The 19,439-nt window shown below is 66.9% G+C and carries 22 protein-coding genes and 1 tRNA gene; 11 read left to right on the top strand and 12 right to left on the bottom strand.

What is annotated here, in order from left to right:
- Positions 1-2 precede the first annotated feature (2 nt).
- The 3 genes from JWP28_RS16265 to JWP28_RS16275 form a co-directional block, all read right to left on the bottom strand.
- Positions 3-1,190 carry an integrase arm-type DNA-binding domain-containing protein gene (locus tag JWP28_RS16265; RefSeq protein WP_299544543.1) on the bottom strand — a complete coding sequence of 396 codons (1,188 nt, stop codon included), beginning with the start codon at positions 1,188-1,190 and terminating at the stop codon, positions 3-5.
- A gap of 177 nt (positions 1,191-1,367) precedes the next feature.
- A tRNA-Ile gene (locus JWP28_RS16270) sits at positions 1,368-1,443 on the bottom strand.
- Positions 1,444-1,498: 55 nt separating this feature from the next.
- Positions 1,499-1,996, bottom strand: a complete 498-nt coding sequence (locus JWP28_RS16275; protein WP_299544545.1) for a hypothetical protein — start codon at positions 1,994-1,996, stop codon at positions 1,499-1,501.
- 110 nt (positions 1,997-2,106) lie between these two features.
- On the opposite strand from JWP28_RS16275, the gene JWP28_RS16280 reads away from it, so the two are divergent.
- Positions 2,107-2,664 (top strand): YbhB/YbcL family Raf kinase inhibitor-like protein, encoded by a 558-nt coding sequence (locus tag JWP28_RS16280; protein ID WP_299544547.1) that lies wholly within the window; start codon positions 2,107-2,109, stop codon positions 2,662-2,664.
- 92 nt (positions 2,665-2,756) lie between these two features.
- Positions 2,757-4,007, top strand: coding sequence for a serine hydrolase domain-containing protein (locus tag JWP28_RS16285; protein ID WP_299544549.1), 1,251 nt, complete (start codon positions 2,757-2,759; stop codon positions 4,005-4,007).
- 41 nt (positions 4,008-4,048) lie between these two features.
- On the opposite strand, the gene JWP28_RS16290 is transcribed toward JWP28_RS16285, so the two are convergent.
- The gene (locus JWP28_RS16290) at positions 4,049-4,414 is read right to left on the bottom strand and encodes a hypothetical protein (RefSeq protein WP_299544551.1); all 366 of its coding nucleotides are present in this window, start codon (positions 4,412-4,414) and stop codon (positions 4,049-4,051) included.
- A gap of 104 nt (positions 4,415-4,518) precedes the next feature.
- On the opposite strand from JWP28_RS16290, the gene JWP28_RS16295 reads away from it, so the two are divergent.
- Positions 4,519-4,905: a TfoX/Sxy family protein gene (locus JWP28_RS16295; protein WP_299544552.1), complete on the top strand. Its 387-nt coding sequence runs from the start codon at positions 4,519-4,521 to the stop codon at positions 4,903-4,905.
- Positions 4,906-4,963: 58 nt separating this feature from the next.
- Complete coding sequence (locus JWP28_RS16300; RefSeq protein WP_299544553.1) at positions 4,964-5,185, top strand: flagellar basal body rod C-terminal domain-containing protein; 222 nt, start codon at positions 4,964-4,966, stop codon at positions 5,183-5,185.
- A 6-nt stretch (positions 5,186-5,191) separates the two neighbouring features.
- Here the strand turns inward: JWP28_RS16300 and JWP28_RS16305 are convergent, their stop codons facing one another.
- The 4 genes from JWP28_RS16305 to JWP28_RS16320 form a co-directional block, all read right to left on the bottom strand.
- Positions 5,192-6,016, bottom strand: a complete 825-nt coding sequence (locus JWP28_RS16305; RefSeq protein ID WP_299544554.1) for a DUF6644 family protein — start codon at positions 6,014-6,016, stop codon at positions 5,192-5,194.
- Between the two features lie 2 nt (positions 6,017-6,018).
- Entirely contained in the window at positions 6,019-6,633 is a 615-nt protein-coding gene (locus tag JWP28_RS16310; RefSeq protein ID WP_299544555.1) for a DUF6644 family protein, read from the bottom strand.
- Positions 6,634-6,794: 161 nt separating this feature from the next.
- The gene (locus JWP28_RS16315; RefSeq protein ID WP_299544556.1) at positions 6,795-7,256 is read right to left on the bottom strand and encodes a DUF6152 family protein; all 462 of its coding nucleotides are present in this window, start codon (positions 7,254-7,256) and stop codon (positions 6,795-6,797) included.
- A 105-nt stretch (positions 7,257-7,361) separates the two neighbouring features.
- Positions 7,362-8,240 carry a hypothetical protein gene (locus JWP28_RS16320; protein WP_299544557.1) on the bottom strand — a complete coding sequence of 293 codons (879 nt, stop codon included), beginning with the start codon at positions 8,238-8,240 and terminating at the stop codon, positions 7,362-7,364.
- A gap of 129 nt (positions 8,241-8,369) precedes the next feature.
- Here JWP28_RS16320 and JWP28_RS16325 point away from each other — a divergent pair, with 129 nt between their 5' ends.
- Positions 8,370-8,990, top strand: coding sequence for a TIGR02466 family protein (locus tag JWP28_RS16325; RefSeq protein ID WP_299544558.1), 621 nt, complete (start codon positions 8,370-8,372; stop codon positions 8,988-8,990).
- Between the two features lie 90 nt (positions 8,991-9,080).
- Here the strand turns inward: JWP28_RS16325 and JWP28_RS16330 are convergent, their stop codons facing one another.
- Positions 9,081-9,701: a hypothetical protein gene (locus JWP28_RS16330; RefSeq protein ID WP_299544559.1), complete on the bottom strand. Its 621-nt coding sequence runs from the start codon at positions 9,699-9,701 to the stop codon at positions 9,081-9,083.
- Between the two features lie 508 nt (positions 9,702-10,209).
- Between JWP28_RS16330 and JWP28_RS16335 the strand changes: the two genes are divergently transcribed.
- The 4 genes from JWP28_RS16335 to JWP28_RS16350 all read left to right on the top strand — a co-directional run bounded on the left by JWP28_RS16335 (position 10,210) and on the right by JWP28_RS16350 (position 14,848).
- Entirely contained in the window at positions 10,210-10,395 is a 186-nt protein-coding gene (locus tag JWP28_RS16335) for a hypothetical protein (RefSeq protein ID WP_299544560.1), read from the top strand.
- A 55-nt stretch (positions 10,396-10,450) separates the two neighbouring features.
- Complete coding sequence (locus JWP28_RS16340; protein ID WP_299544561.1) at positions 10,451-13,321, top strand: N-6 DNA methylase; 2,871 nt, start codon at positions 10,451-10,453, stop codon at positions 13,319-13,321.
- A complete protein-coding gene (locus JWP28_RS16345) occupies positions 13,321-14,013 on the top strand; it encodes a hypothetical protein (protein ID WP_299544562.1) in 693 nt (230 codons plus the stop codon). Before JWP28_RS16340 ends, JWP28_RS16345 begins: the two co-directional genes overlap by 1 nt.
- 184 nt (positions 14,014-14,197) lie before the next feature.
- Positions 14,198-14,848 (top strand): glutathione S-transferase family protein, encoded by a 651-nt coding sequence (locus tag JWP28_RS16350; protein ID WP_299544563.1) that lies wholly within the window; start codon positions 14,198-14,200, stop codon positions 14,846-14,848.
- A 238-nt stretch (positions 14,849-15,086) separates the two neighbouring features.
- Here JWP28_RS16350 and JWP28_RS16355 read toward each other — a convergent pair whose 3' ends face one another.
- Positions 15,087-15,869 (bottom strand): hypothetical protein, encoded by a 783-nt coding sequence (locus JWP28_RS16355; protein WP_299544565.1) that lies wholly within the window; start codon positions 15,867-15,869, stop codon positions 15,087-15,089.
- Between the two features lie 237 nt (positions 15,870-16,106).
- On the opposite strand from JWP28_RS16355, the gene JWP28_RS16360 reads away from it, so the two are divergent.
- Together JWP28_RS16360 and JWP28_RS16365 are read left to right on the top strand one after the other, a co-directional pair.
- Positions 16,107-17,465, top strand: coding sequence for a hypothetical protein (locus JWP28_RS16360; protein WP_299544567.1), 1,359 nt, complete (start codon positions 16,107-16,109; stop codon positions 17,463-17,465).
- Positions 17,466-17,662: 197 nt separating this feature from the next.
- The gene (locus tag JWP28_RS16365) at positions 17,663-18,481 is read left to right on the top strand and encodes an RMD1 family protein (RefSeq protein ID WP_299544569.1); all 819 of its coding nucleotides are present in this window, start codon (positions 17,663-17,665) and stop codon (positions 18,479-18,481) included.
- Between the two features lie 12 nt (positions 18,482-18,493).
- Here the strand turns inward: JWP28_RS16365 and JWP28_RS16370 are convergent, their stop codons facing one another.
- Together JWP28_RS16370 and rpoD are read right to left on the bottom strand one after the other, a co-directional pair.
- Positions 18,494-18,694, bottom strand: coding sequence for a DUF2905 domain-containing protein (locus tag JWP28_RS16370; RefSeq protein ID WP_299544570.1), 201 nt, complete (start codon positions 18,692-18,694; stop codon positions 18,494-18,496).
- Positions 18,695-18,749: 55 nt separating this feature from the next.
- The coding region (gene rpoD / locus JWP28_RS16375) for an RNA polymerase sigma factor RpoD (protein ID WP_299544572.1) at positions 18,750-19,439 on the bottom strand (690 nt) is incomplete at its 5' end.

Consider the following 19,439-nt stretch of genomic DNA (forward strand, 5'->3'; position numbering starts at 1 on the left):
GCTCACGCGGCTGCAGCGACCTCATCCAAATGGCTTGACCACCAGATCATCATCTCCCGACGCCCCGCGATCCATTCCGCGGCGTTGTAGATTGAGCGAACATCGGCGGAGGAATGGGCAAGCTGCAGCTCGACCCAGTCGCGGTTGAATTCCCGCTCGTTCAAGATCGTCGATGCCGTCGAGCGGAACCCGTGAACGGTCGCGCGGCCATGATAGCCCATGCGGTACATCGCATAGATCATGGTGTTTTCTGAGATGACCCCACTTCGCGTCTCGGCGGGAAACAGCATCTCGGACTTGGGCGCGAGCGCCCGAAGCTTGTCGAGGATGCGGAGGACCTGAGGGGTCAGCGGCACCAGGTGATCGCGCCGCATCTTCATCCGTTCCGCCGGAATGCGCCAAAGCGGCCGCTCACCAGCCAGATCTTCAAACTCGCGCCAAGGCGCAAAGCGCACTTCGGAAGTGCGTACGAACGTGTGGACCACCAACTCCAGCGCAAGCTTCGTCTGGACATCACCCTCGTAGTTCGCCAGCTGCCGCAGGAACGGCCCGAGTTCACTGGGCTTGAGCGCCGAGCGGCGCTTGGCGGGGCCGGCCGGCTTGAGGGCGCCTCGCAGATCAGCTGCGGGATCTCGGGGGCAGCGCCCGGTTGCAACACCATAGCGAAAGATCGCACTGGCCATCTGCAGGACGCGGCGAGCCATTTCCGGCGCGTCGCGCTCTTCGATCTGGCGTACGCAGGCCAACAGTTCGATCGGCTCGATCTCTGAAATCGGCCGCGGCCCCAGGTGAGCCATCAGGTCCGCGTCCAGCCGCGCACGCAGTCTCTCTGAGTAGCTTTTGACCCACTGGTCTTCGCGGGCCTCGAACCACTCCTCCGCCACCTTCCTGAAGGTATGGCCAGCCACGACCTTGGCACGAACTTTCGCGAGCCTCCGTTCATGCCCCGGGTCCCGCCCGCCGTTCAGCAGATCGCGGGCATCGTCCTTCGCCTTGCGGGCCTCGCGGAGCGACATGTCCGGATAGGAGCCCAGCGCGAGTACGTTCTGCTTGCCGGCAAAGCGGTAGGCCATGCGCCAGAGGCGGGACCCCGAAGGCTGAACCAATAGAAAGAGGCCCTCAAAATCTGAGACTTTGAATGGCTTGGAGCTCGGCTTGAGCGTTCGCAGCTTGGCGTCAGTCAACGGCATGCTGTTGGTATCGCGCCAAGATTTGTTGGTATCAAGCCCCTGGCATACCAACAATTTGCCTGGGTGGTGGTGAGCCTCGGGGATATGTCCTGCACCAGAATATGTTATTTATCTACGCGTTTTCAGTGGGTTACGAGGACTTTGCGAAACAACTCGAAACCGGCTGAAAAGCGTCGCTGGTGGGCCTGGCAGGACTCGAACCTGCAACCAGACCGTTATGAGCGGCCGGCTCTAACCATTGAGCTACAGGCCCCAGCAGCGATGCCGCGTCCTGGCGGTTAGCACGCGCCGGGGGGCGCCTTAAAGCACTAGAGACCGGCGTCCTTGAAGGCGCGCGAGAGGCGGTCGGCCATCATCCGGCCGGGGAAGGCGCGGTCGCCCTCCATCATGGCGGCGTAGACCAGGCCCTTGCCGGGGATCGGGCCCGCCGCCCAGCCGACCCCGCGCGAGGCGTCGGCCGTCGAGCTACAGCTCAGCATCCGGGCCTGGCCGTCCTTCACCGTGGCCTTGAGAAGCTGGTCGATGGTCTGCAGGCCGCCGTCGTTTGCGCCGCCGCAGGCGGGCAGCGGCCGGCCGCAGGCGGTGTGGGTGTTGTAGCGGTAGACCAGCTTGCCGCTGGCCCGCTCGGCGATCAGCAGGCAGGAGGCCGGGTCGCCGATGGCCCGCGAGACGGCGGCGTCCAGCTGGTCCTTGTCGACCCCCTTGGGCGCGCCGGGCGAGCAGGCGCCGAGCGCCGCGAGGCTGAGCGTGGCCGCGAGGCCCAGGAAGTGGCCTGGGAGGGGGGGGATCCGGCGATTTGCGGCCATGACCTCCCAATACGCAGGAAGTCCGCCCGGTTCAACGCGCCAGGGGCTGGCCGCCGCAACCATCGCGTCGGTGTCAGGTTGTACCCACGCACTCCAACGGAAGACGCGCCATGAGCGAGACGCCGCACCATCCGGAGCACTCCGGCGAGGCCATCAGCATCATGAAGGTCCATCCGATCCTCGACACGGGGGTGGTGGTCGCCAGCACCGCCCTGCGGCCGGACGGACGGCTCGAGGACCGGTATTCCGCCTACTACGACAACATCTCCCCGCCGCTGTCCTGGACGGCCGTGCCCGACGCCAAAACCTGGGCGGTGATCGTCGAGGATCCGGACGCGCCGCAGGAACGGCCTTTCGTCCATTGGATGATCTGGAACATCCCGGGCGAGGCGACCGGTCTGCCGGAGGGTCTGCCGAACGCCGAGCGCCTGATAACGCCGCAGGGCGCGATCCAGGGCCGCAACGGCATGCACGGCCACGGCTATTTCGGACCCAGGCCGCCGCCCGGCCATGGCCTGCACCACTACTACTTCCAGGTCTTCGCCCTGGACGACACCCTGGACATGGGCCCGGAGACTTCGCTCGACGAGCTGCTGAACGCCCTCAAGGGGCGCACGCTGGCCAGCGGCGAGATGGTGGCGACCTACGAAGCTCCGATCCGGCAATAGGCCGCTGGCTCAGCGCCGCTTGACGCAGCCGTCCGTCCCCTGCGCTATGGCTGACTGAACGCCGATAACAGGCGGCAAGGGAGCGGCGGACCATGGACGGCGATCAGGCGAACGGCGGTTTCCTGCAGGCGGAGCTGGCGCAGGTCCCAACGGCCCTGCAGGCGGTGGTGGACGCCGGCGACCTCTCCGGGCTCGTGACCCTGATCTGGCGCAAGGGCGAGGTCGTGCAGGTCAACACCATCGGCCGGCGCGACATCGAGGCCGGCGCGCCGATGACCCGGGACACGCTTTTCCGCATCGCCTCGATGACCAAGCCGGTGACCTCCATCGCCGCCCTGATGCTCCTGGAGGAAGGCAAGCTCAGGCTCGAGGACCCGATCACCAGGTGGCTGCCCGAGTTCGGCGGAATGCAGGTGCTGAAGGACGCCGCCGGGCCCATCGAGGACACCTATCCGGCGCCGCGCGAAATCACCGTCGAGGACCTGATGACCCACCGGGCGGGGCTGGCCTACGCCTTCACCTCCATGGGGCCGATCGCCCAGGCGCACGAGGAACGGCTCGGCCCGCCGCTCGGCACGCCGCTGACCCCGGACATATGGCTGAAGGCGCTGGGCGGGCTGCCGCTGAGCTATCCGCCGGGCGAGCGGTTCCACTACAGCCACGCGACCGAGGTGCTGGGCTTCCTGGTCGCGCGGATCGAGGGCAAGCCGCTGGGCCAGGTGCTGAAGGACCGCATCTTCGGCCCCCTCGGAATGGCCGACACCGACTTCTGGTGTCCACCGGAGAAGCGCGGCCGGATGGCCAAGCTCTACCGGATGAGCCCGGACACCGAAAAGCTGGAGGACGTCTCGTTTCCGCATGAGAACGGCCAGCCGGGGTTCGAGGCCGGCGGCGGCGGCCTGATCTCCACGGCCGACGATTACCTGAAGTTCGCCCGCATGATGCTGAACAAGGGCGAGGTGGACGGCGTGCGGCTGGTGAAGGCCGAGACCGTCGAGATGATGACGAAGAACCGGCTCACCGAGGCGCAACGGCAGATCCCGTTCATGGGCCTGCCGTTCTGGCTGAGCCAGGGCTTCGGGCTCGGGGTCTCGGTGATCGCCGACGCCGAACAGCACGCCTGGATGGGCGCGGGCTCGAAGGGCGCGTTCGGCTGGCCGGGCGCCTTCGGCACCTGGTGGCAGGCCGACCCGGCCGAGGACATGGTGGTGATCTACCTGATCCAGGACTCCATGCCCCTGGGACCCGAGGCCGTCGCCAACCTCGCCGCGCGCCGCGGCCTGGGCGGACGCGCCGCCCTGCCGGTGTTCCAGAAGCTGGTCTACGGCGCGCTCGGCAAGTAGCCGGCGGGCGGCCCCAGGGACTCCGCCCCAGGGATTCCGCCTCAGGGATTCACCGCGTTGCGCGGGGCGCGGCAGATCGGCTGGCCCTTGTAGGTGGCGCCCACAAGGCTGCCGTGACTGACGGCCTTCCTGCGGGCCTGCTCGATGGCGGCGGATTCGGCGGGCTCGTGGATTCCGGCGGGACAGACGGCGATGGTCACACGGTCGCCGCCCGCGGGACACAGGCAAATATCCTCGCGCGCGTCGAGCCGGCTCGCCGGTGTCTTGCAGGTGGCCGGCAGGCTTCTGCCGGCGACGTCCAGGCAGATGACCGTGGTCTTGGGCAGATTGTCGGCCAGCGACTGGGCGCAGGCGGCGCCGGCGGCCAGGCTGAGCGCGGCTGCAACAATGAAGATCGAAGGCTTCATCAGCGTTTCTCCAGCTTGTCCCCCGATCTCAGGCGGCTTCAATACAGGCCCTCCGGGCGCCGACAGTCAATCGCAGCCCTCCAACCAAGGGGAGCCTTGAAGCCATGGCCTGGAGCAAACCCCCGCAGGCGTTGGTCGAACTGTTCGCCGAGAGCCTGCCCGACGAGCCGGGCGTTGAGCCGCGCAAGGTGTTCGGGCTCCCCAGCGCCTTCGTGAACGGCGTCATGTTCGCGGGCGTCTTCCAGGACTCCATGTTCGCCCGCCTGCCGCCGGACCTGCGCGCGACACTGGAGCGCGACTACGGGGCCAAGGTCCTGGAACCCATGCCTGGACGGCCGATGAAGGCCTATCTGGTCCTGCCCGACGACATCGTCGCCGACGAAGGCCGGTTGTCGGCTGCGCTGCAGGCGGCGTTCCTGCTCACCGCGGCGCTGCCCCCGAAGGCGAGAAAACCCAAGGCGCCAAAGGCGAAGAAGCCCGCCAAAGCTTAGCCGTCGTTCACCACGAAACCTCGCGATGGCTTAACCGCGGCGGGCGCAGGTTGGCGGCATGGACCCGATCTCCATCGCCCGCTACGGCATGATGGCCGCCACCCAGCGCCTCGACGCTTCGGCGAGCCGTGTCGCCGGCATGGCGGCCGACAGCAGCGTCGACTACGCCTCCGAAGCGGTCACCCAGATCGAGGCGAAGCAGGCCTTCAGCGCCAACGTCGGCGTGATCAAGATCGCCGACCAGATGTGGCAATCCCTGCTGGACCTGCAGAGCCGCTAAGCGCCCTCAGGCGAAGGCGATCCAGCGGCCCGCCGCGGCGCCCATCACCCAGACCAGGATGGTGGCGTAGGCGATGATCTTGGTGAGCGGCCCACCCTCTTCCCCCCGTCCGGCGCGGAACAGCTGGAACAGCGCCGTCCCGACGATCCAGGCCGAGAAGATGCCGGCGAACGCCTTGTTCACCGGCGTCAGGTGCGCGTAGTCGTCCGGCTTGACGAGGATGTGGGTGCCCACGAACTGGGCCACGATCAGCGCGGTCAGCACCGCCAGATAGACCAGCCGCGTGCGGCCCTGGGTGACGAAGAGCACGAGCAGCCCTGCGGCGGTGATGACGTGGAAGACGCCCGGGTTGATCAGCTCGGAGGTGGAGAACACCCAAAGGCCCAGCAGGAAGATCGCCCCGCCGAGCGCGAACCAGATCTTCGGCGGCAGGCCCACGGCGCCGTCGGCGGCGGCCACCGGCCGGCTGACGCCGTAGGTCAGGATGACGCCGGCCAGCAGGGCCAGCATCTTCACGATGAAGGCCGCGCTGTCGTAGAGCCGCTCGGCGTTGGCCGAGCCGATCAGCACGCCGGTGACGATGATGCCGATCACGCCGACGTTCTGCCAGAAGCGCAGGTTGCGGTAGATCTCCGAGGGCGGCTCCTGGGTCAGGCCCGCGCCCAGCAGGCGCAGGTTCATCAGGATGGTCGTCCCGCCCAGCGCGATCAGCGACAGGACATGGCCCACCTCCCACCAGGCGAACTGCGGCTTGACGTACTTGCCGGGGAAGACGTTGGCGAGGTTCTCGACCCATGGCCGGGCGTGGGGGAAGAACTGTTCGAGGTTCATGCTCACAGCCGCTTTCCCCCCAGACTGACTTCACCCTTCTCGGAGGACTTGCACTCCTCGGCCCAGTTGATGAAGGCCGGCTGCGGCTTGCCGCACTCGAACCAGTCGTAGGCGATCAGCCGCCCGAAGGTGATCACCACCAGCCAGGCGGTGAGCGACATCGCCGCGGCCGTCCTGGCGCTGGCCGGCGGCTTCTCGTCGGCGTCCCACGTCTCCTCGGTGCGCTGGATGCGGTTGTGGAAGATCAGGATGTTGATCAGCGCCAGGGCGAGCATGACCATCTTCATCCGGAACCAGATATTGTGGTAATAAAACAACGGCTTAGCGAAGAACAAGCCCAGGCCGGTGACCACCACGAAGATGAAGCCGAAGACCGTCAGCGGCAGGATGGCGTCGCTGACCACCGAGACGCGGGTCTTGCGGAAGGTCACGCCCATAAGCCGCAGGTCGACCACCAAGATGGTGCCGGCGAACAGCATCAGGGCGATGAGGTGGGTGCCTTCCAGCAGGCCCCAGAAGTTCAGCGAGCCCAGCAGCGCCTCGCTCCAGGACTGGGCGTCCGGCGACGGCCCCTTGCCGAGCGTGTGCTCCAGCCAGGTCAGGAATGCGCCGATCAAGAAGTCTCCCCCGGGTCCCAAAGAGCCGCGCCACGGCGACCGGCGTTCAACCGATCTGCGGCATAGCCTATATGATCCGCGTTTACGTTACGCGGCGGAAACAGGCGGATCGCCACGAAAAGGGGAGCCGCTGAGGCTCCCCCTTCCGGAATTCGTCCGCTCTACTTCGGCATTTCGCCAGGATCGGCGCCATCCTTCGGCGCGCCCGTGCCGGACGAGCCCATGAACAGCTTGCGGCCGTCGGGGAAGGTCACGTCGCGGCCGTTGGCCTTGCAGATCGGCGTGCAGGCCTTGTCCTTCGACTGGTAGCCGCGCACCACGATCTCGGTGCCGGACTTCAGCGAGTTCCGGTCGATGCCGGCGCGGAGCAGGGTGTTGGGCGTGCCGCCCTCGACCATCCATTCCGTGTCCTTGCCGTCGGGGCCGACGACGTTCACATGCACCCAGGCGTGCGGGTTGATCCACTCGACCTTGGTCACCTTGCCGCGCAGCAGCACGGGGGACTTGCCGTCAAATTCGGCGGCGAAGGCGTGGTGGGCCGAAGCCTGCGTCACGCCGATCGTAGCGGCCGCCAGGAGGCCAGCGGAAATCAAGGTGGGGATAATGAAACGACGGAAATTCATTGGGCGTCTCCAGCGGAGGATACTGCTTTCTTTTCATCTTCCCGGCGCGCCGCCGTCGTCAAGAGGACGGCGGCGACTGCGCGGGAGGACGGGCGGGCCGGAAGGTCACTTCAGCGGCTCTTTCCGCAGGTGACCGTACATCAATTCTTCGACGAACTCGACGCACTTGAACTGCTGCAGGCGGGCGTCTTCACCGACGTGCTTGTAGAGGTTCATGCTCATTTTCCAGGGACGCGTGAAGGTCGATGGATCGGTGATCTCCGCCTCGTAGCGCATCGTTCCCGGTCCGGTCGGCGTCCAGCGCTCCACCACCTTCATGTCGGCGGAGTGGAAGTTGCCGGCCCGGTCCAGCCAGGTGCTGTCGTTCATGCCGGTGACGATCACCACCAGGCTGTCGCCCTCCCAGTGGCCGACCGACTGACCCATCCAGCTGTCGACCGGCGCCGGGCCCGGGTCCTTGAACATGACGTTGCGCACCGCGCCCGCATACTCGTAGGCGATCAGGGTGGCGCTCTCGGATTGGAAGATCTGGAACGGCAGCGCCATGTAGTTGGCGCGCGGCACGCCGGGCAGGTAGCACTTGATCTCCGGGTCCTTGTGGATCCAGTCGGCCTTGTTGGCGTCGCGCTGCTTCAGGGCTTCGGGGTTGTAGGGAATGGCGCCGCCCTCGACGACGCCGAGGCCCGCGGGAACCGATCCCACCGCGCCCAGGGCCAGGACTTCCTTGGCCGGCACCGGCACCACGGGACCGGGCCGCATCTGCAAGGCCGCGCTCGCCGCGTGCGGCTCGATGTTCCAGTTGGCGCTGTTCATCACCTGCCAGACGCCGTTCAGGTCGGGATGCTTGCCGTCGGGCCCACGAGGCGCCCGGTAGGCCGGGCTCGCGGCCTTCGCCGCCGCCGGTTTCGCCTTGGCCGGCGCAGCCTGCGCCTGACCGCCAATCACCACGCTGGCCAAGGCCAGCGCGACCACAGTCCTGATCATTATTCGCTCCCCAATGCCCCCGCCCGATTCCGGCGGAGCCGACGTTCTAAAATTTCTAACGGACGTTTGGACGAAGCGCCAGCCGCCCCTAACTTTGACAATCCAGCGCCGCACGACTAGCGCCGTAACATGGCGCTGCGTCTCCTCTTTGCGACTCCGGTCTATGAAGCCTCGCTTAGCACGGACCGAAGTTTCGAAAATTTCAGGGCCGAATTGGAAGCCGCTTGCCGCATGCTGGCGGCGGAGGACGCGGCCGGCCGCGCCTGGAGCAAGGCCAACGGCTACGGCGGCTACACCTCCTACGCCTCGCTGGACGACCTGCCGACCCGGGCCAGCGTGTTCGGCGAGCTGAAGACCAGGCTCGGCCGCCATGCCGCCGCCTTCGCCAAGGACCTCGCCTTCGACCTGGGCGGCAGGCGACTGAAGCTCGACAGCCTGTGGGTCAATGTCCTGAGGCCGGGCGCGGCCCACTCCGGCCACATCCACCCGCACAGCGTCATCTCCGGGACGGTCTATGTGGCGACCCCGCCGGGCGCCAGCGCGCTGAAGCTGGAGGACCCGCGCCTGCCGCTGATGATGGCCGCCCCGCCCCGGCTGGCCGACGCGCCGGAAGAGGCGCGCGCCTTCGTCTACCTGGCGCCGGAGCCCGGCACGGTGCTGATGTGGGAAAGCTGGCTGCGTCATGAGGTCCCGGCCAACCGCGCCAAGGCCGATCGCATCTCGATCAGCTTCAACTACGGCTGGCGTTAGGGCGCGCCTCATCGCGGGCGAGACTAGCGGCTGGACTCTCGGGAGCCATGACCGCAGCGGACAATCCCATGACCGTCGGCGACAGGCGCCTCAGGCGGAGGATCGGAAGGGGTGATCGGGAACGGCCGGCGGCGGCTCCCTCCCCTCGCTCGTCCCCGCCATGGCGGGCATCCGAGCCGCGGATGGATCGCCCGGGGCTTCGCGCGTCGATGCGCTGCTTTTGTCCGCGCCCTCGCCGGGATGAGCGATTTGCGAGAGCCCCAGCTCTTCGCGGAGGCGGGCGATGTGGGTTTCGACCTCGCCCTCGGCGAGCCGGCCGTAGAGCTCGTCCTCGCCGAGCAGGGTTTCGAGATCGTCGAGGAGGGTGTCGGCGGCGTCTTCGCTTTCGGCTTCGCTCCAGATCAGCCGTTCGACGCTGGCCTTCACCTGGGCCTTGCGCCTGGCGATCCGGCGCTCGTCCAGCCGGATGACTTCGGTCTGGTCGTCGCGGTCGGAGCGCCGGGCGTCATTGGCGAGCCTGGTCCGCAGCGCGGCCGTCTGGCGGACGCCGCGGGCGATGCGGTGGAAGGCCGCGCCGAGGCGCGCCCGCTCGTCAGCGGTCTCCGCGGCCATGGCGTCTTCCTGGATCCTCAACGCCAGCTCGAGCCCGCGCTGGAAGAGGAGGGCCAGACCCTCCTCCTGCTCGCGCGCAATGTCCGCGGTCGATGACATGAACAAAACAAGAACATCGGAACCGTGGAAAGTCAAGTTTTCCGTGCAGGCGCGCCCTGCTTCCGACCCGGAGACCACGCGCCGGAGGGCCGCCTCTGACTGAGGCTGTGTAAAAACACGCGCCAACCAAAATAGCGCGCAAAGCCTTACCTTAAGGGCGCCGCTTTCCGGTTGAGCCTTGCGGCCATGCGCGCCGGGCGCAGCTCTCTCAGGCAGGATGTTGCGCGGACGTTTTGGCCGCCCGAGTTTTTACACAGCCTCGACTCATTGCGAACGTTTGGGAGGTCTCCTTCCGGCTACCACCGATTTTGTCGTACCCAGCCCGCACGCTCTTGCCTGCGACCATGGCACGGCGCTGGACGCGCCAGAAGGAAACACCAGTGGGCAAGAAGATCGCATCCAAACTCCGCTTCTGGCTTTCTGTCTATGCGGAATTACGGATTGACCGAATTCAGCTATTCTGGCTTTCATTACCGCTGGTGGGAGAACTGCTTCGAGGGGGCCATCCATGGCGACAAAGGCAGCTCGAGGCGCCGAAGGCGCAGGCGACGCCGAGAAGGGCCAGACCCTCAACTTCAAGGTCAGTGCCGCCTTTAAGAAGGAATTCAAGGGCTACGCCGTCGCTCAGGGGATCAGCATGACCGATCTCCTCAAGGAGGGATTCGTGCTCTCCAAGGCGAAGCGAGAACGATGAAACCCGCGCAACCGCCTGCTGGCCACTCGCGCCCCGCGGGCCGGGGAACGCCACGGTGACGCTCGACGTCGCGGATTCTTTGGTGACGGATGCCGGCTGGTTATTCGAGATCGGCGCGGGCGCGGAGCCGCGCGAAGTCGACGGCCTCGTGCTCGTCGAAGGGTTCGCGGCCGAAACCTATTCACCCGAAGTAGTCGGAGCGGTCGAGCGTGCACGGAAATATGGGGCGCACTCGGTGTTCTTCGAAGCCGGTCGCCATGGTCGGGCGCCTGTGGCGCAGGCCTTTATCTTTATCGCCGACGGAGCGACGGACGACGCGGCTTTCGCCCTCCTGCACAAGCGCCTGTGGAGTTGGGGCGGCGTGCCGCTGCTCTACAGGGCAAGCCCGGGCCGCGTGGATCTCTTCCGTTGTGCGCACGAGCCTGATTTTCTCGGCCCGTCGGGAATCCCCGTCTGCCGCCCCATCTGCACCCTAGAGATTGGCGCAGCCATTGCCGCCGACGATGCGTGGTGGGACGCAGGGAGGCTGCGCAACGGCACGCTTTGGGACGATCCGGCTGCCTGCCGCCTGATGCTTTCACCGAACGGCTCGGCGCATCGCAAGCTTGTGGATACCGTCCGCGACCTCCACGCCACGCTCGCGCGCGAGAATCTCCTCGACGTTGCTTTACGGCGGCGCCTGCTCATTCTCGCCTTGCTGATCGCCTATCTGGAAGAGCGCGAAGCGTTTGAACCAGACTACTTCGGTACTTTCCTTCCCGGCGCGGCGCACTTCTTCGAGGTGCTTCGCGACGGGCCGGCCCTGGTTAAGCTGCTGAAGGCGCTCGAAGAGCGGTTCAACGGCAACGTCTTCACCCTCGACGAGCGCCAGCAAGAACTCCTGGCGTCGAGCCAGCAGCTTGGCCGCTATGCGCGGCTGGTGGAGGGCTACGAGGATGCCAGCGGCCAACTGAGCTTCTGGCGTCTCTACTCGTTTCGGGATCTGCCCGTCGAGCTGATCAGCAACATCTATCAGCTCTTCGTCAAAGACGCGGCCAGCTCCGTCTACACACCTCCCGCACTGGTCCGGCTCATCCTCGATGAGGCCCTGAGTTGGGATCGGATCGACGCCATGATGGCGAGCGATGCCGTGATCCTCGATCCGGCCTGTGGCTCGGGCGTGTTCTTGGTGGAGGCCTACAAGCGCCTGGTGCTGCACTGGCGCAGCCGCCACGGCTGGGCCCGACCCGGGGTCGACGAACTGCGCGCCCTGCTTTCGCGTGTGCACGGTGTCGACCTCGAACAGGGTGCCGTCGAACTGGCGGCGTTCAGCCTGTGCCTCGCGCTCTGTGACGCGCTTGAGCCAGAGGAAATCCGATCGAGCGTGAAGCTGTTCCCGCTTCTGGCGGGCGTGACCCTCCACAAAAGCTGCTTCTTCGAGGCTAAGACAAGGGGGCTGATCGGGGCCCCTGTGGCGGCAGTCGTGGGCAATCCGCCGTTCGCGTCATCCTTGACCACGCCAGGCGCTCTGCGTGCGCACGCATCATACGTGGCCGAACACGGGCGGCTCGCGGACCGTCAACTCGCTTATCTGTTCCTCCACGAGGCCATGAGCCTCCTGGCGGAAGATGGCCTGATCGGCATGATCGCGCCGTCCGGTTTTCTCTACAATCACCACGCGCTCCCCTTCCGCCGCAACTTCTTCTCGACCTGGCGTGTGCGGGAAATCCTGGATTTCGTCTCCGTCCGCGGCCTCTTCAAGAAGGGTGGAGCTGACCCAAAGATCGTCGTGGTTGTCGCAGAGGCTTCAAAGCCCGCCGGCGAACCCGTCTTACATGCGGTCCTCCGCCGAAGCGGTCGGGCGGCCGCCGAGCAGGGGTTCGACGTCGACTACTACGATCTACATTGGTTGAGTGCCGGCGACGCGACGAACAATCCGCATGTCTGGCGAGCGAACCTCATGGGTGGCCCCCGGGTGCTCAAGCTCGTCGAGCGGCTGAGCACGTTGCCGACGATCGGCGACGTCGTTCGCGACCGGCGTTGGGAGGTCGGTGAAGGCTATATCGCGGGTCGCCAGGGAAGCTCGGGAGACAGCACTCACCTAACGGGCAAGCCCTTGCTGGAAACGGCAGCCCTGTCGTCTGAGGGCCTAGACGTCACCGGTATTAGCGTGGTGCCAGAGGGTCCCATCATCCGACCGCGCACGGCTGCGCGCTTCACGCCTCCTTTGCTTCTAGTGAAGGAGCACGAGGACCTGCACCACGCGCTCTGGGAGAAGGACTTCCTCGCCTACAAGCATGAAATCCTCGGGATTTCTGCTCCTCGGGCGGACGCGCCCGCTCTGCGGGCGGTCGATGCGTGGTTGGATCGTGAAGGCGTGGCGCTACGCGCCTATGTCGCCAGCACCAGCCCGAGGCTTTTCAATCAGCGGGCCACTGCGATCCTTGCTGACGACATCTTGGGACTGCCCTACACGCCGGAGGCTGGCTTGGACCTCAGCGACAACGAGCAAATCGTTGTTGAGGACATCGTGCAGTTCCAGCGAGACTACATTCGACTAGGGGCGAAATCGAAGCTGATGGCGGTTCCGACCGCCGCGGAACTGGATGCGTTCGATGCCTCGCTCATCGCCCAGCTTCGGACGGTTTACCGCAACCCGCCTCTAAGGGCCCTCCCTGCCTACAGGTGGCCAGGGGCGGTCTGTCGGGCCTTCGTCATCGGCGATGGAGAGGTGGATTGGACCGGTGCCGACGCGCTTCGGGGAAAACTCGACGTTCTCCTAGGCGAGGTCCGCGGCTCGGGAGTGGAAATGACCCGTGTCGCCAGGCTCTACGAAGGCCGTTTCATCTTCCTCCTGAAACCCGACCGGCTACGTTTTTGGACCCGTTCCATCGCACTCCGCGACGCCGACGACATCCTAGCCGACCTTCGGGCGCAGGACGCCTGATGCTGGCCGACGATCCGCGCCTCCTGCGCGCGACAGGACGACTTGCTCCGGAGCTTCGGCTTGCCGAGGCATGGCGCGCCTCGTTGGTCGAGTTTATCGCTGAAGCGTTGCCCGTGTGGCGCGACGATCCGAGCCGGCCGCCGGCGACGGCGGAGACTGAGCTGACGTCTCAACTCTGCGGCTTCCTGAACAGCGCTACGCGCCATTCCCGGGGCTGGGATTACCTCCAGTTTCGCGTCGAGGAACCCGACGAAACGAAGAAGGGCCGGGCGATCGATCTCATTGCCGCGCCCAGTGGCGTACGCGTCTGGATCGATGGAGCGCTCTTCCCGATCGAGTGCAAACGAATGCCGACGCCAACAGGCCCAAGCCGTGACGAGCGCGAATACCTGCACAGCCGCCACGGGTCGCGTGGCGGCGTCCAACGCTTCAAGGCGGGCGCCCACGGCGCCGCCCACCGGAACGCCGGCATGATCGCCTATGTACAGACAGATGGCATTGAGGCTTGGCGGCAACGCATCAGCCAGTGGATTCTAGACCTGATCGCCACACTGCCCGACTGGTCGTCGGCCGATATGATCCAGCTGCAGCGACATGACCTGGGCAAGCGGCTAGCGGTGCTCGGATCGCAGCATCCCCGTGCAAACGATTTGGTGCCGCTCGCGGTCGATCATCTCTGGATCGAGATGTGAGGGTCTGCGAGCGTTCAGGATAGTCGCTGGGCAGCGTCCACTCTTAGGCTGGGCGCCAACATCGGCTCTTGGCGCCAGGCAGACGGCAGCAATCGCGGGCGTCATGGCCCTGCGCCGCCGCGCCGGGTATCGGCGGCCGCGAGGGTGGCTTAGCTTCGGCAAATTACACTGCAGAGGGACAGCCATGCTGACGGTTCATCACCTTGGGATTTCGCAATCCGAGCGGATTGTGTGGCTTTGCGAGGAACTGGGGCTCGACTACGAGTTCAAGCGCTACGAGCGGCGGGCGGACAACCGCCTGGCGCCGGACGAGTACAAGGCGTTGCACCCGATGGGGATCGCCCCGGTGATCACGGATTCCTCCGTGAAGGGGGGCGAGCTGGTGCTGGGCGAGAGCGGGGCGATCTGCGACTACATCTGCGGCCGCTACGGCGGCGGGCGGCTAGCGCCTGGGCCGGACGATCCTGACTTCGCCGACCACCTGTTCTGGTTCCACTGGTCCAACGGCACGTTCATGACCACGCTGATGATGCAGCTGGTGCTGAGCGGCGGCGGCAAGGACAACCCGGCCGCGGTGTTCGTGGGCGACCGCAGCCGGCGCGGCTGGGCGATGGTCGAGGCGCGTTTGGGTGAGGCCCCGTTCTTCGGCGGGCGGAACCTGACGACCGCCGACATCATGATGGTCTACTGCCTCACGACCAGCCGGGCGTTCCGCGGCACCTCTCTCGACGGCCATCCGAACCTGAAGGCCTATCTCCAGCGGATCGGCGCGCGGCCGGCCTATCAGCAGGCGATGGCCAAGGCCGAGCCGGGCATGGCGCCGATGCTCGCCTGACGAAGGAACGGGCATGGGGGCCGACACGCCACGCCCGCGCGAACGTCCGGAAGCCGCCGGCGAGCCAACTCCCGCTTCCGGCGCCCAAGCAGGCTGAAAGCGGACGCGTCGCCGGCCGCTACGATGCGGACTCCGGCAACCAAGACAGGGTGGAATTCGCACACTACCTCCCGCCGCTGCGCGGGGGAGGTAGAGCGGAACGTCAACAACCGGTCGAAGGCCGAAGCCGCCTGCCGGCCTACTGCGGGGTCACCTTGGTCGTCGTCGTGACCTGATCCGAGGGCGCGGCCGCAGAACCGGTTGTTGTGGTCGTCGTCCGACGCGTCACCTTGGTGCGCGTGGTGTGATGGCTGCTAGCCGGATGCCGGGTCGTGACTGTGGTCTCGACCTGAGGCGCGGGGGGCGGCGTCTGGGCGGCCAGCATCGCGGCGCTGCGGGCGGCCGCCGCGTCAGCCGCGGAAGCTGCCGCGGATTGCTGAGCGGATTCGGCGCGCGCGTTGGCGTCCGCCGCCTGCTGCTTGGCGGTGTCGGCCTGTTGCTGGGCGGCGAGCGCCTGGTCCTGGGCCCCGGCGGCCTGATCGTGCGCAGCGGCGACCTGATCGCGGGCCGCTTCGACCGTCGCCTGCTGGGCGTCACGCGCCGAGGCGACGGCGTCGTTCTTGCGGTGCTGAGCTATGCCGATCGCGGTGTCGGCAAGCGCCGAAGCCCGGATCGCCTCACGGATCGCCGGCTCCCGATCGCCAGTCTTGAAATCTTCCTTGGCGATGGCGAGCGCCGCGCGCGCATCGGCCGTGTCGCGCGGCGCATCGGTGGCGGCGCCCAGGGACTCGGCGGTCTGCAGCTTGGCCTCGGCGGCGGCGATGGCTTCGCGCGCGCGGTCCGACTTGCTGGCCGCGGATGCGGGCGTCGCGATGGCGAGCGTCACGGCGCTCGAGACGAGGAGCGAAGCGAGGGTGACTTTACGAAACATGGTGTTCTCCTGCCCATGGCAAAGGCGTCGCCATTGCGGCTGACATTCCATTGGCGTTGGGCGGTAACGGCTGGCGACAGGATATGTTTCGTCCCGTCAGGCGCCGCCGGTGGCGCCCCACCGACCGGCGGACGGACGGCGCGAGCGTCTATTCGGCGCCCAGCATGGCGCCTCCGTAGACAGCCTTAGTGGGCTCGCGTCTCTCTTGCGCCACAACGCATTGGTGTCCAACAAAGCGATGGAGGCTATCGGCTGATCGGTATCGGGGGAGAGCGGGTGGACGATCGAATGAGCGGCGAAGCCGAGGCCCCTGCCGCGACGGGCCTGCGCGTGCGCGGCTTCCTTGAACGTCACGAACGGGCCGCGATCATCTCTCTGCTGCTGGTGGGCCTCGTGGAGCGCATCGCCTGGTTGAGTCAGCAGGGGCGCCTGAAACCATTCGTCTGCGAGATGCAGCAGGTCGCCGTATCGTTCGCCAAAACCGGCGTGCTGGGAGACGCGTATTTCGTGGGGCAGGGACCGACCGCGCACGTCGGTCCCGTGATGCCGATAATCGGCGGCTTTATCTATCGCATCTTCGGCGTGGGCACGCTGACCTCCGAAATATTGCTGTTGGCCTTGGCGTTGACCTTCTTTGGTACGGCTCTGATCGCGTTCTATGCCGCGTTCCGGCGGTTGGGGCTCGCGATCGAATGGCGGCTGATCGCGCTCGCGGCGGCCTTGATCCTGCCCTTGCACTTCAAGTTCGAGGTGCAAAGCCTGCGCATATGGGAAGGCGCACTGGCCGTCGCGCTGTTGGCCTGCAATCTGCTGCTTGTGTTGCGGCTTGATGCGCGCCCCTGCCTGTACGCGCGCGACTACGTGGCGCCAGCCGTCCTTGGCGGCCTTCTCGCTCTGGTGAACCCCCCCGCAGCGTTGGGCGCTTATGCAGCGCTGGGCATACTGACGCTGAAAAGGGTGGCGGTGCGCCATTGGGTCGGTGTGGGCTTCGTCATGGCGGTGGGCTTGGCGGTGTTCATCGCGCCGTGGGCGATCCGCAATGAGCGAGCGTTCGGCCGTCCGATCCTGACCCGTAGCAATTTCCCGCTCGAACACGCCATCGCGTTCCATCCGGACGCGGTGTCGCCGAGCGATCCGCGGGCCGTCTATGTCCATCGGCTACGTGCAATACATCCCTATTCGGGTGAGCCGGTTTCAGCCGCGCGAGACGAGTTGGCTCGGGTGGGCGAGCTCGCCTACATGGATCGGCTCCGAGCAGAGACCACGGCGTGGGAGCGGGCGCATCCCGGCGATGTGGTTCGCATCGCCGCCCGGCACCTCCTTGAATTCTGGCTCCCCCCGAAGTGGTGGTGGCGCATCTACAATGACCAGACGCCGATGGTTGTGCCGCGCCTGATCCTTACCTGGACGACCGCGCTGGCGGCGTTGGGGGCGCTGGTGTGGGGGCTCGTCCGCGCGCCGCTCGGGCCTCGGTTGTACGTCGCCTGCACGCTCATAATACCCTCTCTCCCTTACGCCCTTGTGCAGCCCGTCCAACGCTACCGCTACCTCGTGGTGGTGCTGACTTTCTTCCTGGCGGCGGAGTTCGCATCCCGCATTTGCGAGCTCGCTTCGAAGCGGCGCCTGGCGACGTTCGCACGATCTTGAGCCCCCTACTGGCGCGAAGCGGCCGCCGCTCGGTGGAGACCGCGCTGCGCGCAGGCTTTGGCGGCGCCGCGGCGCAGGCTGAGCTTTTGACATTCATGGATCCCGGTCTTCACCCGCGGGCGAAGTCGGGATGAGACGAAGGGGGGATAACTGCGGCTGGCGCTGGCCGCGCGCGGCGGCCTGTGCTCCCCTGCGGCATGGTCGAGACCGCGACCGAAGGCGAGGCCGACTTTGCGCCGCTCACGGTGCGCGCCGTGCTGCTGGGCGAGCGCATCGACACCGCCGGCCTGGAGCGGCGCGACGCGCTCTCGACCATGCCGCTCGCTTTCCGCGTCGGCGAGCAGGGCGTGGCCGTGGTCTTCCGTTATGGCGCGGTGGTGCTGATCGGGCTCGATCCGCTGGCCGAGGACGAGGTGCTTCGCGGCATCGCGCCGCGGGTGATCGGGCCCTTCCCGGTGCGCGAGGAGGAGGCGGTGCGGCTCGCGCCGTGGGACGGGCGGGAGGAGCGGATCGACCCGGACGGGGTGGTGTGCATCGCCGACCGCTCGCCGGCGCGGCTGCTGATCGTGGCCGACGTCCTGGCCAAGAGCGCCGCCCTGGCGCACGACGAACGTCAGGTCTCCGGCGTGTTCGACGCGCTCGAGCCCTGGTCGCTCCATCTCGCGACGCGCGGACAGGCGCCGGGCGGCAGGCGGGCCATGATCCGCATGATCGGCTCGGCCCTGCTGGTGGAGCACCGCGTCAGCGGGCGCGTGGCCGTGGGCGAGAAGCCGGACCTGTTGTGGGACCGCCCCGACCTGGAGCGCCTCTACGCCCGGTTGGAGACCGAGTACGAACTGGACGAGCGCGCCGAGGTGCTGAACCGCAAGCTCGGGCTGATCGGCCAGACCGCCCGGCTGATGACCGACCTGATCGACACCGAACGGTCCCTGCGCCTGGAGGCGGCCATCGTCATCCTGATCGTCGCCGAGATCGCGCTCACCCTCTTCCAGATCGCCCGCGGCTGGGGACATTGAACGGCGGGCCGTCTACCGGCGAAGCAGCCACAGGAGCAGGCTGACCGCGGCGCTGACGATCAGGCCGGTCATCAGCGGGAAGTAGAAGACGAAGCCCCCGCGGCGCACGACGATGTCGCCCGGCAGGCGTCCGAGCCCCAGGCGCGACAGGAGCGGCCAGGCGAGGCCGGCGAGCAGGAGGGCGATGCCGGCGGCGATCAGCAGGCGGGACATGGCGTGCGGACAACAAGAACCCCGCCAGGCTGTTCCCGGGCGGGGTCCGTGAGGCTTAGCTGTCGAGGAAGCTGCGCAGCTTCCGCGAGCGGCTCGGGTGCTTCAGCTTGCGCAGCGCCTTGGCCTCGATCTGGCGGATGCGTTCGCGGGTGACGCTGAACTGCTGGCCGACCTCTTCCAGGGTGTGATCGGTGTTCATGCCGATGCCGAAGCGCATGCGCAGCACGCGCTCTTCGCGCGGCGTCAACGAGGCCAGCACGCGGGTGGTGGTCTCGCGCAGGTTCGACTGGATGGCCGCGTCGATCGGCAGGATGGCGTTCTTGTCCTCGATGAAGTCGCCCAGGTGGCTGTCTTCCTCGTCGCCGATGGGGGTTTCGAGGCTGATCGGCTCCTTGGCGATCTTCAGGACCTTGCGGACCTTTTCCAGCGGCATGGCCAGCTTCTCGGCCAGTTCTTCCGGCGTCGGCTCGCGGCCGATCTCGTGCAGCATCTGCCGGCTGGTGCGGACCAGCTTGTTGATCGTCTCGATCATGTGGACCGGGATGCGGATGGTCCGCGCCTGGTCGGCGATGGAGCGGGTGATCGCCTGGCGGATCCACCAAGTCGCATAGGTGCTGAACTTGTAGCCGCGGCGGTATTCGAACTTATCGACCGCCTTCATCAGGCCGATGTTGCCCTCCTGGATCAGGTCCAGGAACTGCAGGCCACGGTTGGTATATTTCTTGGCAATGGAAATGACCAACCG

This window comes from Phenylobacterium sp. (assembly GCF_028290885.1).
Lineage (GTDB): Bacteria > Pseudomonadota > Alphaproteobacteria > Caulobacterales > Caulobacteraceae > Phenylobacterium.

Excerpts from the sequence above, each read along its gene's own strand:
- JWP28_RS16265 (WP_299544543.1), bottom strand. The coding sequence starts at position 1,190 with ATGCCGTTGACTGACGCCAAGCTGCGAACGCTCAAGCCGAGCTCCAAG.
- JWP28_RS16275 (WP_299544545.1), bottom strand. The coding sequence starts at position 1,996 with ATGGCCGCAAATCGCCGGATCCCCCCCCTCCCAGGCCACTTCCTGGGC.
- JWP28_RS16280 (WP_299544547.1), top strand. The coding sequence starts at position 2,107 with ATGAGCGAGACGCCGCACCATCCGGAGCACTCCGGCGAGGCCATCAGC.
- JWP28_RS16285 (WP_299544549.1), top strand. The coding sequence starts at position 2,757 with ATGGACGGCGATCAGGCGAACGGCGGTTTCCTGCAGGCGGAGCTGGCG.
- JWP28_RS16290 (WP_299544551.1), bottom strand. The coding sequence starts at position 4,414 with ATGAAGCCTTCGATCTTCATTGTTGCAGCCGCGCTCAGCCTGGCCGCC.
- JWP28_RS16295 (WP_299544552.1), top strand. The coding sequence starts at position 4,519 with ATGGCCTGGAGCAAACCCCCGCAGGCGTTGGTCGAACTGTTCGCCGAG.
- JWP28_RS16300 (WP_299544553.1), top strand. The coding sequence starts at position 4,964 with ATGGACCCGATCTCCATCGCCCGCTACGGCATGATGGCCGCCACCCAG.
- JWP28_RS16305 (WP_299544554.1), bottom strand. The coding sequence starts at position 6,016 with ATGAACCTCGAACAGTTCTTCCCCCACGCCCGGCCATGGGTCGAGAAC.
- JWP28_RS16315 (WP_299544556.1), bottom strand. The coding sequence starts at position 7,256 with ATGAATTTCCGTCGTTTCATTATCCCCACCTTGATTTCCGCTGGCCTC.
- JWP28_RS16320 (WP_299544557.1), bottom strand. The coding sequence starts at position 8,240 with ATGATCAGGACTGTGGTCGCGCTGGCCTTGGCCAGCGTGGTGATTGGC.
- JWP28_RS16325 (WP_299544558.1), top strand. The coding sequence starts at position 8,370 with ATGGCGCTGCGTCTCCTCTTTGCGACTCCGGTCTATGAAGCCTCGCTT.
- JWP28_RS16330 (WP_299544559.1), bottom strand. The coding sequence starts at position 9,701 with ATGTCATCGACCGCGGACATTGCGCGCGAGCAGGAGGAGGGTCTGGCC.
- JWP28_RS16335 (WP_299544560.1), top strand. The coding sequence starts at position 10,210 with ATGGCGACAAAGGCAGCTCGAGGCGCCGAAGGCGCAGGCGACGCCGAG.
- JWP28_RS16345 (WP_299544562.1), top strand. The coding sequence starts at position 13,321 with ATGCTGGCCGACGATCCGCGCCTCCTGCGCGCGACAGGACGACTTGCT.
- JWP28_RS16350 (WP_299544563.1), top strand. The coding sequence starts at position 14,198 with ATGCTGACGGTTCATCACCTTGGGATTTCGCAATCCGAGCGGATTGTG.
- JWP28_RS16355 (WP_299544565.1), bottom strand. The coding sequence starts at position 15,869 with ATGGAATGTCAGCCGCAATGGCGACGCCTTTGCCATGGGCAGGAGAAC.
- JWP28_RS16360 (WP_299544567.1), top strand. The coding sequence starts at position 16,107 with ATGAGCGGCGAAGCCGAGGCCCCTGCCGCGACGGGCCTGCGCGTGCGC.
- JWP28_RS16365 (WP_299544569.1), top strand. The coding sequence starts at position 17,663 with ATGGTCGAGACCGCGACCGAAGGCGAGGCCGACTTTGCGCCGCTCACG.
- JWP28_RS16370 (WP_299544570.1), bottom strand. The coding sequence starts at position 18,694 with ATGTCCCGCCTGCTGATCGCCGCCGGCATCGCCCTCCTGCTCGCCGGC.